General features: G+C 67.5%; 24 protein-coding genes and 4 pseudogenes. 11 read left to right on the top strand and 17 right to left on the bottom strand.

Annotation, left to right across the window (positions count from 1 at the left end; translation table 11 throughout):
• The first annotated feature begins 213 nt into the window (after positions 1-213).
• Complete coding sequence (locus ACWD3E_RS41995; protein ID WP_451392741.1) at positions 214-741, top strand: hypothetical protein; 528 nt, start codon at positions 214-216, stop codon at positions 739-741.
• Here the strand turns inward: ACWD3E_RS41995 and ACWD3E_RS41990 are convergent.
• From ACWD3E_RS41990 to ACWD3E_RS41925, 14 genes and pseudogenes are all read right to left on the bottom strand, one after another.
• Complete coding sequence (locus ACWD3E_RS41990; RefSeq protein WP_451392740.1) at positions 689-1153, bottom strand: transposase; 465 nt, start codon at positions 1151-1153, stop codon at positions 689-691. The two genes, ACWD3E_RS41995 and ACWD3E_RS41990, sit on opposite strands and share 53 nt — an antisense overlap.
• Positions 1087-1536 (bottom strand): transposase, encoded by a 450-nt coding sequence (locus ACWD3E_RS41985; protein ID WP_451392739.1) that lies wholly within the window; start codon positions 1534-1536, stop codon positions 1087-1089. The genes ACWD3E_RS41990 and ACWD3E_RS41985 overlap by 67 nt, the downstream gene beginning before the upstream one ends.
• A 277-nt stretch (positions 1537-1813) precedes the next feature.
• Entirely contained in the window at positions 1814-2911 is a 1098-nt protein-coding gene (locus ACWD3E_RS41980; protein WP_451392738.1) for a MerR family transcriptional regulator, read from the bottom strand.
• 293 nt (positions 2912-3204) lie between these two features.
• The gene (locus ACWD3E_RS41975) at positions 3205-4017 is read right to left on the bottom strand and encodes a phytanoyl-CoA dioxygenase family protein (RefSeq protein ID WP_451392737.1); all 813 of its coding nucleotides are present in this window, start codon (positions 4015-4017) and stop codon (positions 3205-3207) included.
• Between the two features lie 356 nt (positions 4018-4373).
• Positions 4374-4526 (bottom strand): annotated as a pseudogene (locus tag ACWD3E_RS41970) (IS256 family transposase); the annotation flags it as partial.
• A gap of 13 nt (positions 4527-4539) precedes the next feature.
• Positions 4540-5645, bottom strand: a pseudogene (locus ACWD3E_RS41965) (IS110 family transposase).
• A gap of 245 nt (positions 5646-5890) precedes the next feature.
• A pseudogene (locus ACWD3E_RS41960) lies at positions 5891-6448 on the bottom strand (IS256 family transposase); the annotation flags it as partial.
• Positions 6449-6719: 271 nt separating this feature from the next.
• Positions 6720-7523: a 3-deoxy-7-phosphoheptulonate synthase gene (aroF, locus tag ACWD3E_RS41955; RefSeq protein WP_451392736.1), complete on the bottom strand. Its 804-nt coding sequence runs from the start codon at positions 7521-7523 to the stop codon at positions 6720-6722.
• A gap of 14 nt (positions 7524-7537) precedes the next feature.
• Positions 7538-8860, bottom strand: a complete 1323-nt coding sequence (locus tag ACWD3E_RS41950; RefSeq protein ID WP_451392735.1) for a non-ribosomal peptide synthetase — start codon at positions 8858-8860, stop codon at positions 7538-7540.
• A gap of 10 nt (positions 8861-8870) precedes the next feature.
• Positions 8871-10088 carry an ATP-grasp domain-containing protein gene (locus ACWD3E_RS41945; protein ID WP_451392734.1) on the bottom strand — a complete coding sequence of 406 codons (1218 nt, stop codon included), beginning with the start codon at positions 10086-10088 and terminating at the stop codon, positions 8871-8873.
• 102 nt (positions 10089-10190) lie between these two features.
• Positions 10191-11444, bottom strand: coding sequence for an MFS transporter (locus ACWD3E_RS41940; protein WP_451392733.1), 1254 nt, complete (start codon positions 11442-11444; stop codon positions 10191-10193).
• Positions 11441-13006 carry an amino acid adenylation domain-containing protein gene (locus ACWD3E_RS41935; RefSeq protein WP_451392732.1) on the bottom strand — a complete coding sequence of 522 codons (1566 nt, stop codon included), beginning with the start codon at positions 13004-13006 and terminating at the stop codon, positions 11441-11443. The genes ACWD3E_RS41940 and ACWD3E_RS41935 overlap by 4 nt, the downstream gene beginning before the upstream one ends.
• A gap of 131 nt (positions 13007-13137) precedes the next feature.
• Positions 13138-13305 (bottom strand): hypothetical protein, encoded by a 168-nt coding sequence (locus tag ACWD3E_RS41930; protein ID WP_451392731.1) that lies wholly within the window; start codon positions 13303-13305, stop codon positions 13138-13140.
• A 115-nt stretch (positions 13306-13420) separates the two neighbouring features.
• Positions 13421-13804: a hypothetical protein gene (locus ACWD3E_RS41925; RefSeq protein WP_451392730.1), complete on the bottom strand. Its 384-nt coding sequence runs from the start codon at positions 13802-13804 to the stop codon at positions 13421-13423.
• A 159-nt stretch (positions 13805-13963) separates the two neighbouring features.
• Between ACWD3E_RS41925 and ACWD3E_RS41920 the strand changes: the two genes are divergently transcribed.
• Both ACWD3E_RS41920 and ACWD3E_RS41915 read left to right on the top strand, forming a co-directional pair.
• On the top strand, positions 13964-14959 hold the full coding sequence (locus ACWD3E_RS41920; RefSeq protein ID WP_451392729.1) for a LuxR C-terminal-related transcriptional regulator: 996 nt from the start codon (positions 13964-13966) through the stop codon (positions 14957-14959).
• A gap of 342 nt (positions 14960-15301) precedes the next feature.
• On the top strand, positions 15302-16045 hold the full coding sequence (locus ACWD3E_RS41915; RefSeq protein WP_451392728.1) for a hypothetical protein: 744 nt from the start codon (positions 15302-15304) through the stop codon (positions 16043-16045).
• 307 nt (positions 16046-16352) lie between these two features.
• Here the strand turns inward: ACWD3E_RS41915 and ACWD3E_RS41910 are convergent, their stop codons facing one another.
• Both ACWD3E_RS41910 and ACWD3E_RS41905 read right to left on the bottom strand, forming a co-directional pair.
• Positions 16353-16856: an IS66 family transposase gene (locus ACWD3E_RS41910; RefSeq protein ID WP_451392727.1), complete on the bottom strand. Its 504-nt coding sequence runs from the start codon at positions 16854-16856 to the stop codon at positions 16353-16355.
• Positions 16829-17164 (bottom strand): IS66 family transposase, encoded by a 336-nt coding sequence (locus tag ACWD3E_RS41905; RefSeq protein WP_451392726.1) that lies wholly within the window; start codon positions 17162-17164, stop codon positions 16829-16831. Before ACWD3E_RS41905 ends, ACWD3E_RS41910 begins: the two co-directional genes overlap by 28 nt.
• 107 nt (positions 17165-17271) lie before the next feature.
• Between ACWD3E_RS41905 and ACWD3E_RS41900 the strand changes: the two genes are divergently transcribed.
• Together ACWD3E_RS41900 and ACWD3E_RS41895 are read left to right on the top strand one after the other, a co-directional pair.
• The gene (locus ACWD3E_RS41900) at positions 17272-18528 is read left to right on the top strand and encodes an IS256 family transposase (RefSeq protein WP_451392725.1); all 1257 of its coding nucleotides are present in this window, start codon (positions 17272-17274) and stop codon (positions 18526-18528) included.
• Positions 18529-18603: 75 nt separating this feature from the next.
• A complete protein-coding gene (locus ACWD3E_RS41895; RefSeq protein ID WP_451392724.1) occupies positions 18604-19242 on the top strand; it encodes a hypothetical protein in 639 nt (212 codons plus the stop codon).
• A 523-nt stretch (positions 19243-19765) separates the two neighbouring features.
• Here ACWD3E_RS41895 and ACWD3E_RS41890 read toward each other — a convergent pair.
• Complete coding sequence (locus ACWD3E_RS41890; protein WP_451392723.1) at positions 19766-20005, bottom strand: hypothetical protein; 240 nt, start codon at positions 20003-20005, stop codon at positions 19766-19768.
• Between the two features lie 298 nt (positions 20006-20303).
• Here ACWD3E_RS41890 and ACWD3E_RS41885 point away from each other — a divergent pair, with 298 nt between their 5' ends.
• The 6 genes and pseudogenes from ACWD3E_RS41885 to ACWD3E_RS41860 all read left to right on the top strand — a co-directional run.
• Positions 20304-20879: a hypothetical protein gene (locus ACWD3E_RS41885; protein WP_451392722.1), complete on the top strand. Its 576-nt coding sequence runs from the start codon at positions 20304-20306 to the stop codon at positions 20877-20879.
• A gap of 115 nt (positions 20880-20994) precedes the next feature.
• The gene (locus ACWD3E_RS41880; protein ID WP_451392721.1) at positions 20995-21276 is read left to right on the top strand and encodes a hypothetical protein; all 282 of its coding nucleotides are present in this window, start codon (positions 20995-20997) and stop codon (positions 21274-21276) included.
• Between the two features lie 316 nt (positions 21277-21592).
• Entirely contained in the window at positions 21593-22705 is a 1113-nt protein-coding gene (locus tag ACWD3E_RS41875) for a sigma-70 family RNA polymerase sigma factor (protein ID WP_451392720.1), read from the top strand.
• Positions 22706-22752: 47 nt separating this feature from the next.
• Entirely contained in the window at positions 22753-23163 is a 411-nt protein-coding gene (locus ACWD3E_RS41870; RefSeq protein ID WP_451392719.1) for an SgcJ/EcaC family oxidoreductase, read from the top strand.
• Between the two features lie 94 nt (positions 23164-23257).
• Positions 23258-23653: a transposase gene (locus ACWD3E_RS41865; protein ID WP_451392718.1), complete on the top strand. Its 396-nt coding sequence runs from the start codon at positions 23258-23260 to the stop codon at positions 23651-23653.
• Positions 23650-23911 (top strand): annotated as a pseudogene (locus ACWD3E_RS41860) (hypothetical protein); the annotation flags it as partial. The gene ACWD3E_RS41865 and the pseudogene ACWD3E_RS41860, both read left to right, overlap by 4 nt.

Here is a 23911-nt window from a genome sequence, read left to right as displayed (position 1 = left end):
CGACATCTCGAAGCGTGGAGAACGGCCGTCTCCGCTGTCTCGGGAAGAACCGCAGATCAGTAGGTCGGGTGACCTACGAGGTTAAACGTCAAGCTGAGAAGCCGTGTCTCAACCGAACATGATCGCTTGATTTCCGCTGGTCAGGCATGGTCCAGCTCGGAATGAGGGAGGCATGCGGCGTCTTGTTTCGGCTCCGTGATCGAGGGGTGCACGATGGCGTCGGTGCTGGGAATGCTGGAGGAACGGGAGACAGCGGCCCGGGTGCGGGTGGAAGGACTGCGGGAAGAAGTCGCACGGCTGGCTGGGGTGCTGGAGGCCGCGGAGATCGAGCTGGACCGGCGGGTGATCGCGCGAGAGGAGCTGGTAGAGGCCCTGGCTTCCTCGGCTGCCGAGACCACCGCCGAGACCGAGGCGAAGGCGGAAACCGCGCCCTCGCCCGCGCCGGTGCCGGGCTCGATCGTGCCGCCTTGGCGCGAAGGACTGCCGGTGACGGTGCTGGCGCCGGACTACCAGCGGATTCTGGGCGTGCTCGACGAGCGGCAGCCCGCGGGCCAGGGGCCGCTGAAGGCCAGGGAGATCACGGTTCAGCTGGGCTTGGAGACAACGTCGGCGAAGGTCGAGGGGGTGCGCTCGAAGGCCAGGCGCCTGGCGGAGCACGGGTGGCTCCTGCAGGAGACGTCGGGGATGTTCAGCGCCGCCCGGCGGCCCGTGCCCGCGCCAGACGCCGCCCCATCCGCGTGACCATCGACCACCGGATCATCGCCTCGCTGCTGACCGGCAACGTCTCGTAGTCCCGGGCCAGTCGGCGCGAATGCATCAGCCACGCGAACGTGCGCTCTGCCACCCACCGCCTGGGCAGCACCACAAATCCCTCCATGTCGTCGGTGCGTTTGACGATCTCCAAGGTCAGCGCGAGTTTCTGACGGCACCAGTCGACGAGGGAGCCGGTGTAGCCGCCGTCGGCCCAGACGGGGGTGATGTCGCGGTGCAGGCGGCGCAGCCGCTGCAACAGGCCCACGGCGGCGGCCCGGTCGCCGATGTTCGCGGCGGTGACCGCGACGCCCAGGAGCAGACCGAGTGTGTCGGTCACGATGTGCCGCTTGCGGCCCGCCACCTTCTTCCCGCCGTCGTAGCCGCGTGAGGCGGCCGGCACCGAAGCCGCGGCCCGCACCGACTGCGCGTCGATGCCCCCGCACTCGGCTCGGCCTCACGTCCCTCGCGCTCACGGACCTTTCCGCGCAGCCGGTCATGGAACTCGGTGATCAGCCCGTGCTCGCGCCAGCGGCGGAAGAAGGCATAGACCCGGCCCCAGGCGGGGAAGTCCGCGGGCGTCACCCGCCAGGAGATCCCGCCCGCGACCAGGTAGCGGATCGCGTCCAGCAGTTGGCGGTGGCAGTAGCCCTCGGGCTGCCCGCCTCTGCCTTGGAGCCAGGCCGGCACCGGCAACAACGGCCGGATGGCCGCCCACTCCGCGTCCGTCATGTCCGACGGATACCGGCGCACCCGGTCAGGATGGTCGGCCGCGTTGCCGTACACGTGCGCGAGGCAATCACACGATGGAGCGGCCGAGTTGAACTGAACGGGCTCGGACGCGTACGACAACGACACCAGGGCCTCCCGGCATTGCTTGGTGAGATTCGCATCCCCGAACTACCGAGGGGCCCTGGCTTCATGCGCGCACAACGGGAAGATCACCCCGGCGGGAAACCTGTTCGACCGCACGTTCCATGATCGGTTGAGATACGGCTTCTGACAACCAGCCAAGCCAGCAGGCCGTCCAAGAGCCGTCATGACGCTGAACCTGCGACGCGGGTCAAGCTATGAGCAGGCGGAGGCCGAGATCTGCCGCGTCGAGGTCGGCGAGGTCGCTGTTGCGCTCGGCCCACCGGCCGGAGTCGAGGTCGTCGCTGAGGCTTCGCACCGCCCGCTCCTCGGCCTCCGGCCCGACCCTCGTCCACACCGACGACGCACGGCGCACATGATCCTCCAGATACGCCCCCGGTCGGCGCCAGTACGCCTCGAACAGGCCGTCAGCACAGTCCCACGGGATGGGCACCGGCTCAGCGCGGGCGCCGATCGCGTCGGCCATCCCAGCAAGCGAGGGAAACTCCGCGAGGACGGCGGCGAACTCGGGCAGGTAGTCGCGGGTAAGCCAGAACCGGTCCTGCCATCCGGGCTCGTCGGTGTCGAACGTGAGCACCACCACGCGGCGGGCCACGCGTCGCATCTCGCGCAGCCCCGCTATCGGGTCCCCCCAGTGGTGAACGGTGGAGACGGCCATCGCGACATCGAAGGACTGGTCCTCGAACGGCAGGCTCTCCGCGGCGGCGGCCACGCACGGCGCTGAGCCGGCAGGCCGCTGCCCCCGCATGACCGCTGATGGCTCCACCGCGGTCACGTCGCGATCAGCAGGCTCGTAGGAGCCGGTGCCGGCCCCGACGTTCAGCACCGTCTGCGCGTCGCCGAGCGCGTCCCAGATCTGCGCGGCGATCCGCGGTTCGGTGCGCCGTGTCGCGGTGTAAGCGCCGCCGATCGCGTCGTACAGCCGTGCACCGAGCATCTCCAGTTGCTCCTCCGGTGTCACCTTCAGTCCCTTCGCCCGTGCCTCAAGTTCTCTGTCGATGGCCGTCACCATGGCGTCAGCGCGATCACGCTGCTCCAGCAGCAGGCCGCGCAGTCGGCGCAGGTGCGCGACCGCGTCGGTGGACGGGTCGCCGACCAGTTCCGCAACCTCCCGCAGCCCGAAGCCCAGCCGCCGATAGGCCAGCACTTCCCGCAGCTGCTCCACGTCGCCAGCCGAATAGGCCCGGTACCCGGCCGCGGTCCGCGCCGACGGACGCACGAGCCCGATCTGGTCATAGTGATGCAGCGTGCGGACGCTCACGCCAGCCAGCTCGGCCACGCGTCCCACAGTCCAGTGATCCTCCACGGCATCGACTATGCAGCCTGACGCCACGTGAGGGTCAAGCCTCACTTACGGCAGCAAGAACCGAACGCGGAGCAGCGGCCCGAGGGCACTACTGCAAGCCAGAGCGATGGTCTGGTTCAGAGAAGCTTGGAACTGGACGGAGTGGCCCCGCAGCGCCCGAGTGACATCAAAAGTCACTGACATTGATCACGACGCCCGCCCCAGAATGAACCCCGAAGTCGCTCCGAAATGACTCCCTTGGAAACCACCTTGTCAGCGGTGGTCGTGAAGCACGTCTACCCGGCACTGCGGTCGGTGCGGTCCCCGTCCGGACCGGGGGTGTCCTGTCCCAGGCCCCGCCGGATCGCAATCTCCACAGGTGAGTACGCACCGTCGGCACGTTCCAGTTCGTACGGCGCGGCCGGCATCAGCGGCGGCTGGGCCATGAAGCGCGGCCGCACCCCATGGTGCGGTTGCGCCGCGTGCACCAGGAACGGATGGCACAGGAAGACGTCGCCCGGGGACCCGGTGGCGAGGGCGAGTGGCCGGTGATCGGACACCGCCACCAGATCGGGCGCGAGGGTCAGCCCGCTCGCCCCGTCCTCCCCGTACTTCTCCAGCACCTTCGGCACGTCGAGGTGTGAGCCGACCCGGATCCGGGTCGGGGCGTCCTCCTCACCGACCTCGCTGAACAGGAACAGCATCAGCAGCGCCCGACCCTGGGAGCGCAGATTCGTGAAGTACCAGCTCTCGCCCTCCGGCAGATAGCTCCCCTCGATGTGCCAGCCCGCGTCGTCTGGCTCCTCCTCGTGCGGGAAGCGCAGGGGGAACGTGCCCAGCGAGTAGCGCGGCTCCCAGCGTCCCGCGCCGACGAGCAGGTCGTACGCGCGCTGCAGGGACGGGGAGTTGGGTGCGGCCGCGAACGGTCCCTGCGCCATGCCGCCCACCCAGTGCACGGGCTGCGTCCACGTCGACGGGTCGTCCGGGTCGCAGCCCGTCTCCCGCCACAGCAGCCGCGCGCAGTCCGCAGCCACGCGCGGCGCGACGGCGCCCTCCAACTTCACGAAGCCGTCGCGGAGGAAACGGGATACCAAGGTCGTGTCATCCATGCCCCCATCATGCGGCGACACCGGCTCCGATCACCCCACATTTTCCGCACCGCCTTTGTCGGGTGATCACCGATGCCCTTCCGCCCCTCCGAGACCGGAAGTGGGAGCCTTCAGCTTGCTGACCAGCCGATTCTCAACCACTGACCAACTGCTCTCACCTCGCTGTCCAGCTCCAACACCCTCCCCCACCAACCCGAACACCCCGCCAGACAACGCCGATCAGCCCACTCAACCGCATCCACCCGCCTGAACACTGAAATGAGAACCACACCGGACAAGAACGCGAGAACTCCCAGCGGGATCGGTTCTCGCCCAGATCGGGACTGTAAATCGTTCGGTGTAACTGGGGTGGTTGGTTACTGACGGGCTGCTGAGAGGCGGCCGTCGAAGGTGATGTCGAAGGCGTTCAGTGCGGTCTTCCAGCGCATGGTCCAGCGGGCCTGGCCCTTGCCGGTGGGGTCAAGCGACATGATCGCCATGTAGACGCACTTCAACGCGGCCTGCTCGATGCCCCTATGTTTGTCAAGCTGCGATTGCAGTGCTTGAGGCAGGGGAGCCGACAGTGATGCTCGCTCGGATGATCTTGTAGATCTGGCGGGCGAGGTAACGCTTCAGGCACCTGATGATCTCCCGCTTCCCTCGGCCTTCGGCGGTGCGTCGTTGCAGGTAGGCGCGGGTCTCGGGGTGGCAGCGGAGACGAGTGAGAACAACACGGAACAGGGCGGCGTTGGCTTGGCGGTTGCCGCCGCGGTTGAGCCGGCGCCGTTGGGTCTTGCCGGAAGACATCTCCACGGGGCTGACCCCGCACAAGGCGGCGAACGCCGCTTCGTGGGCTAGGCGGTCGGGGTTGTCGCCAGCCGCGATCAGCAGGGTGGCGGCGGAGTCCTGGCCGACGCCGAACAGGTCGAGCAGCGGGGTGCGGTCTTGCGGACCTGCTCGGTGGTGAGCTTCTCCAGGTCGCTGATCTCGGCATTCAGGTTCTGGACCCGGCTGGCCAGGATGCTGAGCGTGCGCGCGACCGCCCCTGCCACCCCGGCGCGGGGCTCGGCGTCGAGGGCTATGCAATGCGTGACGAGCTGGTGGGTAGTCAGGCCGGACAGTGCCTCCCGCAGTGACGGCTCAGCGTTGACGAGTATGCCCTTGAGCTGGTTGATGGCCTGGGTGCGGGCCTTGATGGCGGACCCTTTGGCGATCTTGAACGCGCGAAGCATCTCCACGGCGCCGTCGCCGGTCTTCGGGGTGACGGTGGCCCGGCCGGAGATGACGGCACGGGCTGCGGACTCGGCGTCCACGGCGTCGGTCTTGCCCCGGTGCCGCCGCATGCTGCGGTCCGGGCGGTTGACCTCGATCACCGTGACCCCGCAGGCACGCAGGTGGCGTGCGAGCGCCGCCCCGTAGGAGCCGGTTCCCTCGACGCCCGCCCGCCGCACAACACCGAACTTCCTGGCCCAGGCATGGAGTTCTTCGTATCCGGCGGCCGTGGCAGGGAACGACGCGGTGGCGGCAAGGAGGCCGAGGGCGGTGACGACAGCCGCAACGTGCTCGTCCTTGTGGGTGTCGACTCCGAGCACCACTTCGTCGGCGGTGGGCAGGCGGGTGGATTCGACGGTCGCTGTCTGCTCCGGCATGCTGGTCATGACTGTCCTGATCCTCGACGGCTTCGGGGTGGGATAGCCGTCGTCGGACCGGGCGGGCGGTCGGAACTGTGACGGTGCCTGTCGCGAAGGCCCCTATCGGGACACGTCCGTGCCGGTCCGACGGCAGCGAGCACCGCTCCGGCCCGTGGTCGACAGATCGAGACAACAAGCACCGAAGGCCAGTTAGGGAATGAGTCAGGCCACCGGCCGAAGCGGCATGACCCATACTCACAGTTGGGGAAATGCCCGCGGGCTCGGACGGCCTTGCGGATCCGGGCGTTCACGCTCTCAATGGCGTTCGTGGTGCAGACAACTCGCCTGATTTCACTGTCGAATTGGAGGAAGGGAATGAACTCGGCCCAGGCGTTCTCCCACAGCTTCACGATCGCCGGATACTTCTTGCCCCAGGCTTCGCCGAACTCGAGGAACCGCTCCTCGGCGACGTCCTGGGTCGGAGCCGTGTAGATGGGCTTGAGCGCCTTGGCGACCTTGTCCCAGTCCTGCCGGGCCGCGTAACGGAACGAGGCCCTGATCAGGTGAACGACGCAGATCTGCGTGATCGCCTGGGGCCAGACCGCCTCAATCGCGTCGGGCAGGCCCTTGAGCCCGTCGCAGACGACCATGCAGACATCTTCCGTGCCGCGATTCTTGATCTCGGTCAGCACCTGGAGCCAGTACTTGGCGCCCTCGCCGCCGTCGCCGGCCCATAGCCCGAGGATCTCGCGGGTGCCTTCGACGGTGACCGCGAGGACGACGTATATGGGCCTGTTGGCGACCTTGCCGTCCCGCAGCCTACGTCCCACCAGGACACCCTTCCTCGAATCTGCAAGATCCATTGTCAGAGTGTCCACACCTCCGGGGTCACCTCAGGACGTACCTGAACCGTGCCAGATCCTTTCCCGGACCTTCTTCCTGCGGGCCTCCAGCAGGCCGGGCACCAACGGCACCGGCCACCTTCACGAGCGAGCCGAGCGGACGAACCATGCCCATCGGCCCTGCCGCCGGCCGGAGTTCGCGCCCACACAGCCCGAACCGAACGATCATGCCCGGAAAGCGGCTGAGGTCTCAGCCCAGGAAGCGGCGCGAGACCTCCGCGTAGCTGCGGGTCATGTCGATCAGCCGCGCCAGAGCACCCGAGTCCAGCGACTGGGGAGCGTCAGTCCAGGAGTCGTCAGGAGACGGGTGGCTTTCGACCAGTAGGCCGTCCGCACCGGCTGCGATGGCCGCGCAGGACAGCGACGTGACCCATTCGCGGCGGCCGGCGGCGTGGCTCGGATCGATGATGATCGGGGAATCAGTCTTCGTCCGCATCACCGGCACCGCTGAGATGTCTAGAGTGTTGCGGGTATCGGTAACGAATGTCCGGATGCCGCGTTCGCACAGGATCACCTGGTCATTTCCCTCTGCACGCACATACTCGGCTGCGCCGAGCCACTCGTCGTAGGTGGCGGAGAAGCCCCGTTTCAGGATTACGGGTAGTCCGCTTCGGCCCACTTCCTGCAGGAGTCGGCTGTTGTACATCGAGCGGGTGCCGATCAGGAAGCAGTGGACGTGGGGCAAGAGGAGTTCCACGTCCGCTACCCCCAGTGGTTCGGAGAGAATCGGAAGCCCCGTCGCATGGTGGGCCTCGTCCAGCAGAGCGATACCGGGTGCACCCATGCCCTGGAAGCGGCCTGGGGCCGAGCGGGGTTTGAACACAGAGCCCCGCAGCACGTGGGCTCCGGCCGCGGCCGCTGCCTTGGCATGCCGCACGTAGTCGGGCTCGACCGAGCAGGGGCCCGAGATCACCGGCACCTCCCCGCCTCCGAAAGCCACATCGCCGACCTTCACCTGCGGCCTCGTGTGCACTGACCGGGCATTGCGCTCCATGAGGGTCTCCATATTCAGCTGCCCTTCTTGTGGTTGTGGACGTTGTTGTTGTGGACGGAGGCCAGTTGAATGACCTTCCGCAGCTTGGCTGCGATGAACTGCATTCCCTCCCGTTCGACGATCGAGTGGTGATCGCCGTCGAGTTCATGGACAACGACCTTGTCCGCCACCTCGCTCCAACCGAGATCGCGTGGCGACGCGGTGTCCGTGCTCGATCGGAAGAGGGTGAGCTCGCCGGGGAACGGGCGCGCACGGTATCCGTTGACCGCCTCCTGGTTGGCCTCGCAGACCTCGGCGATGGTGGCGAGCCGGGCGAGGCTGAACAGGGCGGGCAGCAGTTCGCGAGCCGCCGCGGTTCGCCTGATGCCCTCGATCGCGGCGTGGCGGGGGAGGCCGGTCAGTGCTGCCACGTCGATATCCATGTTGAGCGCGTTGCCGAGCGCTTGGTAGGCGGACTCGATGGCGTCGACGGGCGGGAAATACGGCACTGCGTCGATCAGCACCACGGCGGGTGAGTCGTACCCCGAGTCCCGCAGCCGCCGAGCCGTCTCCAGGGCGAGGACGCCGCCAAGTGAGTAGCCCAGGAATATCTTTGGAGTCTCGGGAGTGTGCTGGGAGATTTCGGAGGCGTAACGCTCCACCATCTGCTCGAGGGTGCGGTCGACTTGTAGTCCCGGGGTGAGACCGAAGGACTGAAGGCCGTAGATCGGCTGATCGATACCGAGGGAGCTGATCAGCTCGGCGTACCGGGCGATGCTGCCGCCGAGCGGGTGGAAGCAGTACAGGGTAGGGCGTTGCGGCAATCCGGTCTGCATGCGGACCAAGGAGGTGTTCGACCTGCTGGCGCTTCCGCGAAGGCACATCGCCTGAGCGCCGACGGTGCGCGCCTCCTGGACGAAGTCGAGCGAGACTTCGTAGCCGAAGTTACGGCCGATCTCCTTGCGTAGCTGCTCGGCGGTCCGCGTGGTTCCGCCGATCCGGAAGAAGTCGTCGTCGAGGCCTATGTCCGTACGTTCGAGTATCCGTTTCCAGATCTCATGGACAGCTCGCTCCACGCTGATGATTCGGGACGGCGGGTGCGGCATTCGGCTCGCGGACTGGTCATCGCTGACGGTGGCACGGATCGCGGCGCTGAGAGTAAGGGCTGTGGGGTTGGTGAATACCTGAGCGCCCTTCACCTGCAGACCGACTCCCCGGGCCCTGAGCACGAAGTCGACGACCATCAGGGAGTCAGCGCCCATGTCGAAGAAGTCGTCGTCCGGTTCCAGGTCCATTGCGAGGAGATCGCTCCATATGCGGCATATGATCTCTGTCGCGGTGGCCACATCATCGGTCATTGAGAGCATGTCAATGCCTTTCTGCCCGGTCCGCGCCCAGCAAGGACCTGGCGGTCATCCGGACCGGTCCGGACGGGAAAGTGAAGGTGAATTCCACTGCGTTGAGGGCCTGTTCGACGGTGGTGAGCATCGCGTCATGGTCTGGCGCCTGTCCCCACATGATGTCGAGGTGTGCCGATCCCACGCCGCCGCCTACCACCGCGCCGGGTCGGACGGTCGGGCGGTAGGTGGCCACGTGCCGCATCTGCCTGACCTGAGCGACTCCCTGAAACTCCGTCACCGTGGCCTGACTTAGCGGAGCAGGGGTCAGATGGTAGAAGTGCACACCGTCGATCGCAGGGATCTCGCACGTGACGGGCTCGCCAAGTGCGAGCTGACCCGCGACATGTACCAGGTCGATCCCGGTCGCCCGAAGGCTGAGTTCGTTACGCAGCCCACCGAGGCGACCGTTGACCTCGATGATCCGCGGGCCATCGGGTGTCAGCTTGACCTCCGTGTGGGTGATGCCGACCCGGACGCCCAGGGCGGTCAGCGCGCGCTGGGTGAGGTCGGTGATCGCCTGCTGCTCCTGTGGCGGCAGCACGCACGGCCAGAACCCGCCGACTTCCCGGAACGGCGCGACGAGCGGGAGGGTGCTGGTCACCGCAAGGTGCCGGACGTTCCCGTCCAGGACCGCACTCTCCACCGATACGTAGTCCCCATACGGTGCGCACGGTTGCCCCTGAAGCAACTCCTCAAGGACGAATGGGGGTTCACCGGTTGCGACCTCCGTCTCGGACAGCAGCCGTCGCACCAAAGCCTGCCCGTGTGCGGCGCCTTCTACGAGGTGTGTCTCGCGGCTGCCTTCGCCGCGGGTTGGCTTGAGTACGGCCGGCAAGCCGACGGCCGCCACCGCTTCGGGCCACTCGTGCGCGGCGGTCAGCGGGACGCATGCCACCGCGTCGACTCCCTGGTGGCGCAGGATCTGACGCTGGCGGAACTTGTTGGTGAGGACGTCGGCGACGTCGGGTGAGTGATAGCGCAGTCCGAGGCTTTCGGCAATCGTCGCGGTGCGGCGCTGCATCCGTTCACTGAACGTCAGCAGGGCGTCCGGGCGGATCTGCTTGAGTTGACTGACTGCTTGCTCATCCTCGTCCGACAGCAAGACGACGTCGGCGAGTTCACGCAGCAGGGGCAGTAGAGGTTCGGTGAAGTCCGACCTGTTGACGGCGAAGACTACCTCGCCCAACTGCGATAATCCTGCGAGGACTTCATGAGGACTCGCAGCGCCCAAGTCGTACACTACGGCGATTCGTCGCGCACTACTCATGTGCTTCTTCCCGGTCTCTGCTTAGTTGGTGGCAAGTACGCGGCGGTCCGAGCCCTCCGAGGCCGTTTGGACCCACCGCGCTCGTTTGGTGAGCGGAATGACCAACGAACCCACCGCTAGGAGCCCTGTTGAGAGGAGAATCCAGCCGCCGGGCTGGAGATCGACGACCAGCATGGCGACAATGCTGGGCCCGAACGCGTCCTGCATCGCAGCGCCGACGGAGAATGCGCCCAGATGCCGGCCCTGGCCTTGAGCGGGTGACAGGCCGAAGGACAGTCCCCAGCCGCCGGCGGACTGGCACAACTCGCCTACGGTGAGCACCACTGTCGCGAGGACTAGCGTGGCGATCAGCCAGGGCCCGAAAAGGTAGTGGGTGAGAGCAAACACCAGAGCGGCCAGCGCTGTGGCGACGGCTGAGAAGGTGAGGGTGCGTGCGGCGCCCGCAACGGTGTGGCTCCAGCGACTGACCGTCACCTGGAAAGCCAGGGCCAGCACGGTGTTGACCAGAATGAGTACCGGAAGACAGGACCGAGGTGCCGTGGTTCCACGCAGAATCCACAGCGGCAGGCCGACTTCCAGGATGCTCACGTGCAGTGCGAGGACCCCGCTGACCAGTCCGAGCAGGATGAAACCGGCTGACAGCCGACGCGTGGGGGCCGTGGGCCGGCTGGGACGTTGCCCTTGCGGTTTCGGCAGCCCGGCCGTGATCGCCGCAACCAGCGCGTAGCAGGCGGCGACGGTGAGAACGACGAGGACGAAGGAGGCGCGCGCGGGCGAGGCGATCGCCGGCGCCGCGGCCGCTGCTCCGAGAGAGACACCCACATTGAAGGCCGTTCGCAGGTATGCCTGCAGCCGTACGCCTTCTCCCTCACCTGAGATTCCGCCGACCAGCGTCTGGCGTACCACCTGGTTGCCCCGGTCGGTCGCGCCGAGCAGCGCGACTACCACGAGCAAGGAGGCGAAGTCGTGCACGAGAGCGAGGGCTGCTACCAGGCAGGCCTGGGACATCTGGGTGCCGACCGCCGCGTTGCGTGCTCCGAACCGGTCGGCGAGTCGGCCGAAGGGGATCGCGGCGAGAAACCCCATCACGCCCGCTGCCGACACGGCCAAGCCGACCTCGGCAGCCGACAGGCCCAGCCACTGAGTGAAGAAGACAATGCTCGATGCCGCGTAGAGCCCCCGCCCCAGGGAGAACACCAGGGTGCCGAGAGCGAGGATGCGGTAAGGGCGGGGGATCTGTTTCAACCGACTCACCCGCGGCATTTTGGCGATCACTGAGCAGGTCCGGACAGCGCGGCGAGCGCTCGGCGGTCCAGCTTCCCCGACGCGGTCAGAGGGAGCCGAGGCACGATCGCGTAGCGGCTGGGAACCATGTGCTTCGGAAGCAAGGAGGCTGCATGGAGCCGCAGTTTGCGTGCGAGGGTCCGTTCGTCGATGCTATCCGACTCCGCGACGACGGCGGCGACCAGCGCAGACCCCCGCGCATCGGGGGCGACCGCAACATCGCTCACCAGGTCGTGTCTGCGAAGGACACTCTCGATCTCGCCCGGTTCGATCCGGAATCCACGTACTTTCACCTGGTGGTCGTTGCGCCCCAGGTACTCGAGCTCCCCGTTGCCGAGGCGGCGGCCGAGATCGCCGGTCCGGTAGAAACGAGCGGGCCCGGTCGGCGTCTGGAGGGTGGGGAAGCGTTCCGCTGTGAGGGCCAGCCTATCTACATACCCGAGTGCGACACTGTCCCCACTGATGAAGATCTCGCCAGGCTCGCCGTCGGCGACCTCCTCCAGCCGACCGTTACGCAGGCTGATTCCCACATGGGGGAGTGCGGTCCCTATCGGGGATGCCACCGGTCGCCGGTAGTCCTCGTCGGTGAGCACCTTCACGGTGGAATGCACGGTCGCCTCGGTGATGCCGTACATGTTCACCATGACGGGGCGAGGTCCGGAGATTCGCGAAACGAAGCCCGAGGCCACATCCAGGTCCACGCTCTCCCCGCCGAAGATCACATAGCGCAGACTGGTTTCCGGCGCCCCTGCACCCTCGTGCACCCGGGTCAAGGCTCGGAACGCGGAGGGAACCTGGTTGAGCACAGTGATGCGTTCACGGATCAACAGATCCAGGAAATCATCGGCGGACTGAGCTTGCAGCTGCGGTACGCAGACCGCGGTCGCGCCGGTGAGCAGCGCCCCCCACAGCTCCCAGACCGAGAAGTCAAAGCTGAGGGAGTGGAAGAGGGCCCATCGGTCCTGCGGCGTGAACTCGAAGAGCGGGAGGGTGCTGCGCATGAGGGCCAGCACGTTGGCGTTGCTTATCGTCACGCCCTTGGGCCGGCCTGTCGAACCAGAGGTGTAGATGGTGTACACGGGATCCTTGACGCGGGCGGTCGAAGCCGCGGCCGGCGGCCGTCCGTCGATGCCGGACAGTGCGAGGTCCGGCCCGATCACAGTGACATGATCGAGACCGCAGTCCTGCGCCCGCAGCGGATCGCCCACGACGACCTTCAGGCCATGGTCCTCGGTGATGTACCGAAGACGCTCCGCCGGATAGTCGGGGTCCAATGGCACGTAGGCCGCGCCGGCCTTCAGCAGGGCAAGGATGTTGACGACCGACTGCGCCGACCGGTCCACGAGCAGCCCGATGTGGTCGTTGACCCCGATCCCCTGCGAGGCAAACACGTGGGCACGCTGATTCGCGGCTCGGTCCAGCTCCGCGTAAGTCAGCGTCGTGTTCCCGTCGACTAGGGCGATTCTCGCCGGAAACCTCTCGGCGATGCGCAGGAATTCTTCAGCAAGCGTTTCGGGTGAATCCGGACTGGGGTGTGGCGTCCCGGCGGGCACGGTGGAACTCCTTGTCGGACGAAGACTGCGGTGGGGCACGGCGGTGCCCACCAAGAATGGGGTGCGTCTAGAAAGGGCATTGCCTGAACGGGGGGCGGTCACCAGCGCCAGGACGGCGCTTGGGGGTGGTGCTACTCCCATATGGTGTTGTTCGGGGCTGCTGTCGCCGCGCTCTCCGAGGCGGCGTTCCGGTTGGCGGCCGCGGTGGTGCTGCCGACGGCGACGGCCGACGTGAGGACGGCCAAGGTGAGAGCGGTGACGGCGAGACCGGCGGCCTTGACGATGACGGTGCGGTCCATGGGAAGGTCCTTCTCTGGCGCGGCGTGAAGAGGGAATTCCTACTCACATCCAGCAGCGACGCACTGTCTTTCTTGCCTTGTCCGCCGCTGTTCCATCTGGCAGGAAATAGCTTCGTCACGGCTCAGGACTGGCGGAAGGGCTTTCGGATGGACGGAAGCGGCCTTGGACCGATCCGTCCATCGCGGCCGGAAGCAGGCGCAGTCTCTCGTAGAACGGTGCGACAAGCGGGGCCTCTGCGCCGACCAACTCCCATCCGCGCAGGGCGGATACGGATTCCAGTGCACGGCGGCACAGTGCAGTCGCACGGGCCTCTGCGTCCTCGAGACGTTCGGCGAGAAGATAGACGCCTAGGACCTGATGCGGCTGTGCGCGCGGATGGGTCACGACGTGCTCGACGTGCTCCTCGGGACGAGCTGCGGCACGGACCAGGTCGCCGATGTCGACGGGAAGGATGGATGACTTGGAGTCCGCCCGCAGGCGAATGTGGATGAGGTACACAGCTGTGACCGTCCCAAATGACCTAACCCAGGCATAGGTGATCAACATGGACCCTTTGGGCCTTGGCCTAAACCGTCCACGATGGACCTGGCCCCTTCGGTGCCACGCGTGAAATGATCACGTGCGCAATGAACCGAGGAGTCATTACGGGGGGACCGAATGCTCACGACGCTTGGTCTGGATGCCGCCTCCGAGGCGGTTTACCGTGCGATGCTCGCGCATCCGCATGAGGGTGTCGCGGCGTTGAGCAAGCGACTGGGTCTGACTGCGACCGAGATTCGGCAGAGCCTGGACATGCTGAGCGAGCTGGCTTTGATCCGTCCGTCCTGCGACCAACATGGTGCATTCCATGCGGTATCGCCGGACGTCGGCCTTGAGTTGCTGATGGCCCGTCAGCGAGAGGAATTAGCCGCACAACAGCAGCGGATCGAGGCCTCGCGGGTCGCCGCCGCCCAGCTGATCGCCGAATTCGCCCACCTTCATCCGTCGATCTCCCGCCCTGGGGTGGACCAGATGGTGGGGCTCGATGAGATCCGCGACCGGATCGCCGCTCTGGCCCGCCATCTGCGGACCGAGATAATGACCTTTGCCCCCGGCGGCGGGCACAAGCCGGAGAGCATCGAGGCTTCCAAGCCCCACGACCAGAATCTGCTGGAACGTGGCATCAGGATGCGCACCGTCTACCTCGACAGCGTGCGCAACGATCAGCGGACGGTGGCGTACGTCAACTGGCTCGCGGAGCGAGGCGGCGAGGTACGCACGGTGGGGTCACTGCCGATCCGGATGATCCTCTTCGACCGAGCTACCGCGGTCATCCCGGTCAGCAGCGACGACACCGCGGCCGGCGCCGTGGTGTTGACCGGGGAGGGAATGCTGACCGCGCTCTGCGCGCTGTTCGAGAACGTGTGGGTCGGCGCCCAGCCGCTGAGCAGGGTCGCCGCGCGGGACGACCGCGGGCTGAGCGCTCAGAATGCGACTGTGGTGCGGCTGCTCGCGGAGGGGTACACCGACGAGGCGATAGCCAAACGGCTCGGAGTGTCCCCGCGCACTGCCCGGCGGCTGGCGACCGAACTGATGGAACGGCTCGGCGCGCGCAGTCGCTTCGAGGCAGGCGTGCGGGCGGTGCAGCAGGGCTGGTTGCCCAGCCAGGCCTGATCGGCCCGGCGTCCGGAGGCGGCCGGCGCTGAGGCCCTGAGGGGTGGGGCAGGTCAGCTGTCACGGCTTGGCGGTCCAGCGGGTTCCGCCCTGCGGTGGCGGGGAAGGACTTCTCCGCCACCCGGATCGAACGCGATTGCGGAACCGCGTCGACCGGGCGGGGAGGGATGACCAGATGCTGGGTCCCGTACGAGACACAAAGAAAGAGACACCACAGGTCTGGCCGTGGGAACAGCAGGCACACCGGGCACGGTCGGCTGCGGGTCCGGTATGGCGGCCGCCGTGGCGGGGCCGGCCTTCCCGGGGGAGGGCGGCAGGACGTTCAGGGTGCGCCCGTGCGCCTTGGGCACCGTCATGTTGGCCGCGTCGATCAGCTTCGCCGCACTCCAGCACAGCATCGTGCCGTACGGGGGGGGCCTCGGGGGCGACGTCCAGGCGGCCGGTGTCCGCGTCGAACGCCACGGTCTGGATGTGACCGGTGAGCTCGGGCGCGGCCGCGGCAAGGATGGCGTCGAACTGGGCGAGGACGCTGCTGCTGGCGGCCGGTGCGGCCATGCCGCGCTTGGTCATCATCATCGTGATTGCGCTGCCGAGTCCGAGCGGCTCGCGGCCGTCCCGGCGTACGACCGTGCCGGTGCGCCTCTTCGGCTTCTCCTTGCGTGCGCCGCCGTTCTTCTTCGCCGTCTCCTGCACCGCGACCAGGGCCTGGCGCGCGAGGTCGACCCCGCTCAGCTCGCCGCTTACGCGATCACCGCCCCGGCCGTCTCGCCGTCTAGCGGTCTCGCGGCCAGCTCGGCCAGCCGGGCCGACCACGGCGCGGGCGCGGCCTGCTCGGTGCGGACGGTCGTCTGCTCGCGCAACTGCTCCAGCCGCATCCCCGATGCGCGCGCCGCGGTTTCGGGAGTGTCCCCGCGGGTGCGGGGAGGGATATGGGTTGATGGTGGTCCCTGCCTGCGCGGGGAATCGGTCGATGTCTTCGTGTGCATCTGGCCGATCTCCGCTGGCGCGGAGAATGTGTCCGGTCGGAATCAGGGAGTCCGGCCGGTGGGGATGTACTTGCGTACGAGGATAAGGCCAACTCCGTAAGAGGTCCTAACAGAAGTTGTTGATCACGTGACTGTGGGCTTGTCCGCTCGTTGGTCTGGTCGTGGGGAAGAGACAGTCGCGGCCGTGGGTCGTGTCGGATGAACTGTGGTCGCTGGTCGAGCCGTTGCTTCCCGAGCCGGGACCGAAGCTGGTCCGGTGCCGCTGCAGAATCCATCCCCGTTGCATGGAGACGAAGTCGACATCATCCGACGTGAAACCGGGCTTGATGACCAGCCGCTCAGACAAGTCCGCCATAGGGGCAACTCTCCTAAACCGTTTAGGGGTTTCAGCTGTTTGCGGGCAACAATCATGGCCGTCCGGCGAAGAGGTCGCGCAGGGCGGTCAGGGGGTTGATGCCGTGCTTGCGCACGGTGGAGATGTAGGAGCGGATCCGGGCGAAGCATTTCGCGCCGGCCAGGGTCCGCCAGGATCCGGAGATCTTCTGTTGTGCCTTGACCATCCGCAGGTCGCGCTCGGCGGCATTGTTGTCGAACGGGACCGCGAAATCGGTCATGTACCGCTGATACTCCCCGGCGCGGTCTCTCAACCGCTCGGCCAGGGCTCTGGCCCTGGACTTCGGCCCCTTGCCGGTGTGCGGGTTGGCGGCGATACCGCACAACGCCGCCTGCCGGTAGCGGTCCTGGAAACCAGTGAGTGTGTCGGGGGCGAGGGCGTCTTGTCCGGCGACCAGGGCGTCGGCGACTGTGTCCTTGGCCTCGAGAAGGACGTCAATCATGGCCTTGGCCCAGGATGGGTCGCGGCGGGTGTCCTCGCAGGCGGCGATCAGTTCGCGCAGGACGTGGGACCGCACAGAGCCTGAGCGGTGCCGTAGACGGTGTAGGAGGCCAGGGCGTCGGTGACCAGGGTGCCGGTGAAGGCAGGCAGGACCCCCAGACCGTTCATCGCCTCCCGGCCGCGCTGGGCGTGGATGCCGTAGAAGGTGACCAGCTGGGTGCACATCACGTGCAGCCAGTGCAGCTTCCCTGCCACCCGCACCCCGGACTCGTCGGCGTGGGCCACCGGCGCGGTGGCCAGGTGGTCCTTGACCTGCGGCTCGAAGCCAGCCAGCCCCGCGTGGGCGCGGGCCAGCACGGAGATGACGGTGCCGGTGGAGAGCAATGCTCGGAACCTGTGGATCGGCCAGGGAGGACGTACCTTCCCTGGTGATCGATCGATAGGTCATCGAGCAAGGCCGACGTGGGCGCGTCGGTCGGGAAGGCACGTCCGTGCTCACCGTAGTCAACACCGATGGCACCACCGTTGGCGGGGCATCGCTGCTGGACGAGATCGTCCGGGAGGGCGCCCGCCGGATGCTGGCCGCCGCACTGGAGGCCGAGGTCAACTCCTACATATCCGAGTTGGCCAACCAGCGGGACGAGAGCGGCCGCCGCTTGGTGGTGCGCAACGGATACCACCAGCCGCGGAAGGTCACCACCGCCGCCGGAGCGGTCGAGGTCAAGGTTCCACGGGTCAACGACAAGCATGCCGATGCGGCCACCGAGGAAGGCAAGCGGTTCTCCTCGGCGATCCTTGCGCCCTGGTGCCGCAGGTCACCAAAGATCGCCGAAGTGCTGCCGCTGCTCTACCTGCACGGCCTGTCCACCGGTGACTTCGTGCCCGCGCTGGAGCAATTCCTCGGCTCTGCCGCCAGCCTGTCGCCGGCCACCGTCACCCGGCTCACCGCCCAGTGGCGGGCCGACCACCAGGCGTTCCAGGAGCGCGACCTGTCCGGCACGGCCTACGTCTATGTCTGGGTCGACGGCATCCACCTGCGGATCCGCCTGGACGAGCCCAGGGCCGCCGTCCTGGTCATGATCGGGGTGCGTGCGGACGGCACCAAGGAATTGGTGGCCATGACCGACGGCTACCGCGAATCGTCCGAGGCCTGGGCCGACCTGCTGCGGGACTGCGCGCGCCGCGGCATGCGGGCTCCAGTCCTGGCCGTGGGCGACGGCGCGCTCGGATTCTGGAAGGCCCTGCGCGAGGTCTTCCCCGCCACCCGCGAGCAGAGGTGCTGGGTTCACAAAACGGCCAATGTCCTGGACAGCCTGCCGAAGTCCGCGCAGCCAGCGGCGAAGAAGGCCCTGCAGGACATCTACAACGCCGAGGACCGCGAGCACGCCGAGCAGGCCATCACGACCTTCGCCACGCTCTACGGCGCGAAGTTCCCCAAGGCCGTCGCGAAGATCACCAGCGACCAGGACGAGTTACTGGCGTTCTACGACTTCCCGGCCGAGCACTGGATCCACCTGCGGACCACCAATCCGATCGAGTCGACCTTCGCCACCGTCCGCCTGCGGACCCAGGTCACCAAAGGAGCGGGCAGCCGGGCCGCCGCCCTCGCGATGGTCTTCAAGCTGGTCGAGTCCGCCCAGAACCGGTGGCGCGCAGTGAACGCACCCCACCTCGTTGCCCTGGTCCGGGCCGGCGCCCGCTTCGAACGCGGCCGGCTCGTCGAACGCCCGGAAACCCTCGCAGCATGACGAGCCTCGACTGATCCACGGGACCTGTCCGACAATTGCCCCTGCCGGACTCCCTCAACAGACAGGTGCGCAATCGTGGGCGAATCGCACCCGCTCCTGACGTTCTTCATGGCCGCCGCCGACGGTTGCTTCCCGCCGGCCGACGGCCGGGTAACGGTGTTACCGCCCCTGCCTGGGGGACTTGAGTGCTCGGTCGCCTTCACCGGCCACGCTGTCGTCGCCACCGCCCTGACCAGCCAGGCCGTATACGCCCAAGGGCCGGATGGCTTCGGTGCGTCGCTCTCGCCGGACTTCCTGCGTCACCTGGCCGGCCCGAAGGGTTGGATCGACGTCACCGACGCGACACTCACGGCCCGCGGCACGGGCGGCCCGCCGCGCCTGGCAGAGCTGGCCGGTGCGGATGACCATCCACGCGTCCGCCATGCCCGGGAGCTGCGGACGAACGTCAAGGTCTACGGTGACGAACGCGGCCTCATCGCCCTGGCCGACGGTCTCGCCAGGCGGCGCGAACTGAGTATCGAACTGCACAAGGTCCAGGACAGCAGCCAAGGACACGGACGGTCACTCCTCAGCGACGCCCTTTCCCTGGTTCCGGAAACCGAACCGGTCTTCGCCGCCGTTTCCCCCGGCAACGCCCGCTCCCTACGCGCCTTCCTCGCCTGCGGGTTCACACCCATAAGCAGCGAGGTCCTGCTGCGTCCCGAGCGGGAATAGCCAGGCGCATGCCATGAACAGGACCCCAAACCGCTCGCCTTCGCCAACGATCCACAAGTATTGACAATTACTCCGAGCGGGCCACCCAGGAGTCGAACGATCACAGCGGTACCTCCATCCGTCGGGACTCTCGCGCCTCACCCCTTGCTGGGGCCCGGCACCGGAAGGACAACACCCGGGGGCCGACGACTTCCGTCCCGGCTCCCCCGCCGGGCTAACGGCGGCGAGGCGCGGCGGCCCCGGCCGACGCGCAACCGGCTGAGCGCGCCCCGATCCCCGGCCGCAGCTGCGCCGCCCATCCCGCCCCTCCCTCCTTCACTCCAGCCAAGGGACATGGGCAGAGCAGCCGCAACGGGGATGTCAGCAGGCCGACCAGAGCAAAACAGCGTGGTGACCTGCGCGGACACGGGGACGGTCCTACGGGCCACGCAACCCCTAGCGCAACGCTTGGCGCAACCTCCAGCGCAACAGATGTCCGCAACCCTTGTCGCAACCTCGTGCTCCTGGTCAACCGGGAGACCGGTTACGAGGCCCGGACGGCTCCGTGGGCGCGGGCGAGGTGGCGCAGCTCGGACCGTGCCGCAGGCACCGAGAAGACGGTCCCCCCCACTAGGGGTGCCACCACAGCCGTACGGACAGGAGCAGCGGGCGGCGGCGCAGGGCGGTGGTGTCGCGTGGGCGGGGGTGCGGCGAGTGCTTGGTAGGTGGCGTTCCAGGCGGCTTGCGTCTGCACCAGGTCGTCGGGGAAGTCGGTCACGTCCATACCAGAATTAGATCGCTTGTTCGAATTTTGTGTCACTTCGGACACGCCCCGTCCGGCGCCGTGGTCGGGCGTCACGCCCGGCATGGCCAGCCTCATGGTCGGGCCTGTGGTCGGTCCCACCACGGTGGTCCGGCCCGGTCTGGAGCGGCACCCGGGCGGGTGATTTTCCTTCGCGTACGCGGGCGCAGCCCTAGCGACAAACGTCCAACTTGCCTATTTCCAGGGGGCATTGACAGTCTTTCGTGTGTTCTGTCATGTTCCGTCCGCCGCTTCCGGCGAACGAGCGAGAGGTGATCTCATGCGACGAACCGGGTACGACGCGGGCCAGGCCGCCAAGCGCCTGAAGGTGCCCGCCGCGGCCTTCCGGTGGGCCCGCCACACCGGCCTCATCCCCGACCCGGACGCGTCGTCCCACCAGTGGTCCCAAGCCGCCGTGGAGGCGCTGGACGCCGACGCCATCCGGGCCGCGATGTCATCCCCGCCGATCTCCGGCGGCACGGCGACCGACCGGATCGCCGACACACTCAAGGCCCGACGAACCGGCGAGAAGGTCGCAGTCGGGCCCGGCGCCGAACGCCTCCACGCGGGCCTGGACCAGGTCATCGCGGCCATGGAGGACGACCCCGTCCTGCGGGCCCAGATCGCCGACGAACGAGCTGAAGCAGCCTTGCTCGCCGACCAGTTCCCCAATCTGCACCTGGGGGCGATCAACCACTGCATGTTCGACGCTCCGCAGGCCGAGTGCCAGAACGAGCTGCCCGCTGATCAGCGTGGTCGGGCATCCCTGATCGGCGCCTGCCAGCCGGATCGCTGCCGCAACTCCGTGATCACCGAGCCCATGCCCCGATCTGGATCGACGAGGAAGACGACCTGAAGGCCAGGGCCAAGGGCTCCAACCTGTCGCCACCCGGCCGAGAGACCGTCCTGATCCGCCTCGCCGACGTCCAGCGCATCACCCGAGCACTTCAGAACGAAGGAGTCACCGCCTGATGCCGGTGTCCGCCAAGACCGCCACCAAGCTCCGCGAGGCCATGACCCGGCTGCTGGCCGGCGAACCTTTGCACACCGACGGGGCCCTCACCAAGGAGAACCTCGCCCGCGAGGCGCAGGTCAGCCACGCCACCGTCCACCGGGCCGAGACCATCCTGGCTGAGTGGGACGCCAAGGTCCCCGACAGATCCTCCGGACCCCCGGAGAAGTGCGGCGAGACGAGGACATCAATGACCTCCGCAAGCAACTTCGCGAGGCGAAGCGGCAGATCACGGAGTTGAGCGGAAAGCTCGACGCACTCGCCACCCGTCACCGCTAACCTCTGTCATGAGAAGCCGTTGTCGTACCGATCATGGTGGGCATCGGTTCGAGCGGGGAGCCACGGTGGAGTGATCTCCGGCCAGTGTGCGCATGAAGGCAGGGCCTCCTGGTCAGCTCGGGATTGTCGAAGCCCGATGCCCAGGAGGCCCTATGTTGCAGTCTTGCGCTGTTTTGGCGGTGGAGTCCAACTCGGCCGCCCGGTCGTGTGATTGCCTCGCTCACCGGTTCGGGAATGCCAGCGACCATCCGGATCGCGAACCCTGCTACCCCTCCGACATGACGGACGCGGTTTTCCGGCGCAGCCTCACGCCAGGACGCCCCCCGGAGCCGCTGGATATAGTGGCCGCGAGTGGAGCGGTGAAGGGCGGGGGCATGACGGCGAAGGTGGAGAGCTTCGATCGCCTGATCGAACCGTTCCGGACAGAGCTGCTGGCGTACTGCTACCGGATGCTCGGCTCGGCTCACGACGCGGAGGACCTGGTCCAGGACACGTTCCTGAGGGCATGGCGGGCGCGGGAGCAGTACGACGAGACCCGCAGCTCACTGCGCACCTGGCTGTACCGGATCGCGACCAACGTCTGCCTGACCGCCCTGGAGGTCCGCGGCCGCCGGCCGCTGCCGTCGGGGCTGGTGGCCGCGTCGCACCCGCTCGGGCCACTTGTCCGGGGCGAGAACGCTGTCTGGCTCCAGCCTTTGCCGGACGTGCTGCTGGATGCGGGCGATCCGGCCGCGGCCGTCGTCGACCGCAGCAGCCTGCGGTTGGCGTTCGCCGCCGCTTTGCAGCATCTGTCGGCGCGTCAGCGCGGAGCGCTGATCCTGCGTGACGTGCTCGGCTTCTCCGCGTCCGAGGCGGCAGACATCCTCGGCGCCACCGTCGCCTCGGTGAACAGTTCCCTGCATCGGGCGCGTACCCGGGTGCAGGAAGTCGAGGCCCAGCCGGAACGTCTCAGCGAGCCGTCCGCGGCCGAGCAGCGCGCCTGGGTCGACCGCTACATGAAGGCGTTCGAGCAGGCCGACGTCGAGGGCCTCAAGCGGCTGCTCACCGAGGACGTCATCATGGAGATGCCGCCGATGCTCAACTGGTTCGCCGGCCCCGGCAACTACGGCCTGTTCATGGAGTGGGTCTTCCAGGCGGCCGGAACGGACTGGCGCCTCACCGCGGTCACGGCCAACGGCCAGCACGGGTTCGCCGCCTACCAGCGCGTCGGCGGCGGATACGAACTGCACACACTGCAGATCTTCACCGTCACCGCCGAGGGCATCAGCCGGAACTCGGTGTTCCAAGACTCCGAGATCTTCGCCTCCTTCGGTCTGGCCGCCGAACTCGGCCCCGGAGAACTCCCCGCCGCGGACGCGAACAGTTCCAGCCCAGCCGCCGGTATGTACTGACGAGTTCGCCGGAGCACCCGGGCGAACCGCTCACAAGGGAGACTCCGATGTCAGACAACCGTGCGGCAGACGCGGCCGCCATCCAGGCCGTCCTGGTCGACTCCTACAAGGCATGGGAGGCCGGCGACGCCGACGGCATGGTCGCCGACTACACCGCGGACGCGACCGCCATCATGACCGGCTCGCTGCGCGACAGCCGCGACGTCATCCGCGACAACATGGCCCTGGCCTTCGCTGGGCCCCTCAAGGGCACCTCGACCTACAACAAGCAGCTCAGCCTGCGCTTCGTCGGCAAGGACGCCGCGATCGTCATCAGCGAATCCGGCATCCTGTTCGCCGGCCAGACCGAGGTGCCGGACGCGGGCAAGGTGAACGCGACCTGGGTCTTCGAGAAGCGGGACGGCCAGTGGCTGATCGCCGCCTATCACAACAGCCCGGTGCTGGCGACTGGAAACTGAGCCCTTTGCTGTAAGAAGCCGTTGTCGTACTGATCATGGTGGGCATCGGTTCGAGCGGGGAGCCACGGTGGAGTGATCTCCGGCCAGTGTGCGCATGAAGGCAGGGCCTCCTGGTCAGCTCGGGATTGTCGAAGCCCGATGCCCAGGAGGCCCTGTGTTGCAGTCTTGCGCTGTCTTGCCGGTGGAGTCCAACTCGGCCGCCCGGTCGTGTGATTGCTTCGCTCACCGGTTCGGGAATGCCGGCGACCGTCCGGATCGCGAGCCTTGCTACCCCTCCGACATGACGGACGCGGAGTGGGCGGTCGTGCGGGACGCGATGCCAGTTCCGGCGTGGCTGGAGGGCCGTGGCGGGCAGCCGGAGGGCTACTGCCACCGGCAGATGCTTGACGCCGTGCGCTACCTGGTCACGGGTGGGATCACCTGGCGGGCGATGCCGGCTGACTACCCCGCCTGGGACGCGTCTACGCCTTTGCGAAGCGCTGGCGTGTGAAGGGCTTGCTCGCCGAGCTGCACGACCGGCTGCGCGGTCTGGTCCGCGAGGACGCCGGCCGGGACCCGGAGCCGACCGCCGCCATCGTCGACTCCCAGTCGGTCAAGGCGGACGCGACGGTGTCCTCCTCAAGCCGCGGCTACGACGCGGGCAAGAAGATCAACGGGTCGAGTAGCCGGGAGGGATCTCACCTCCCGGCCCTCACAGAACCGTGCGTAACAGTCTCCCGTTACACGGCTCTTGCCGCTCTGATCTCAG

The organism is Streptomyces sp. NPDC002676 (genome assembly GCF_053592455.1).
This window is presented reverse-complemented; position numbering and strand designations above follow the sequence as displayed.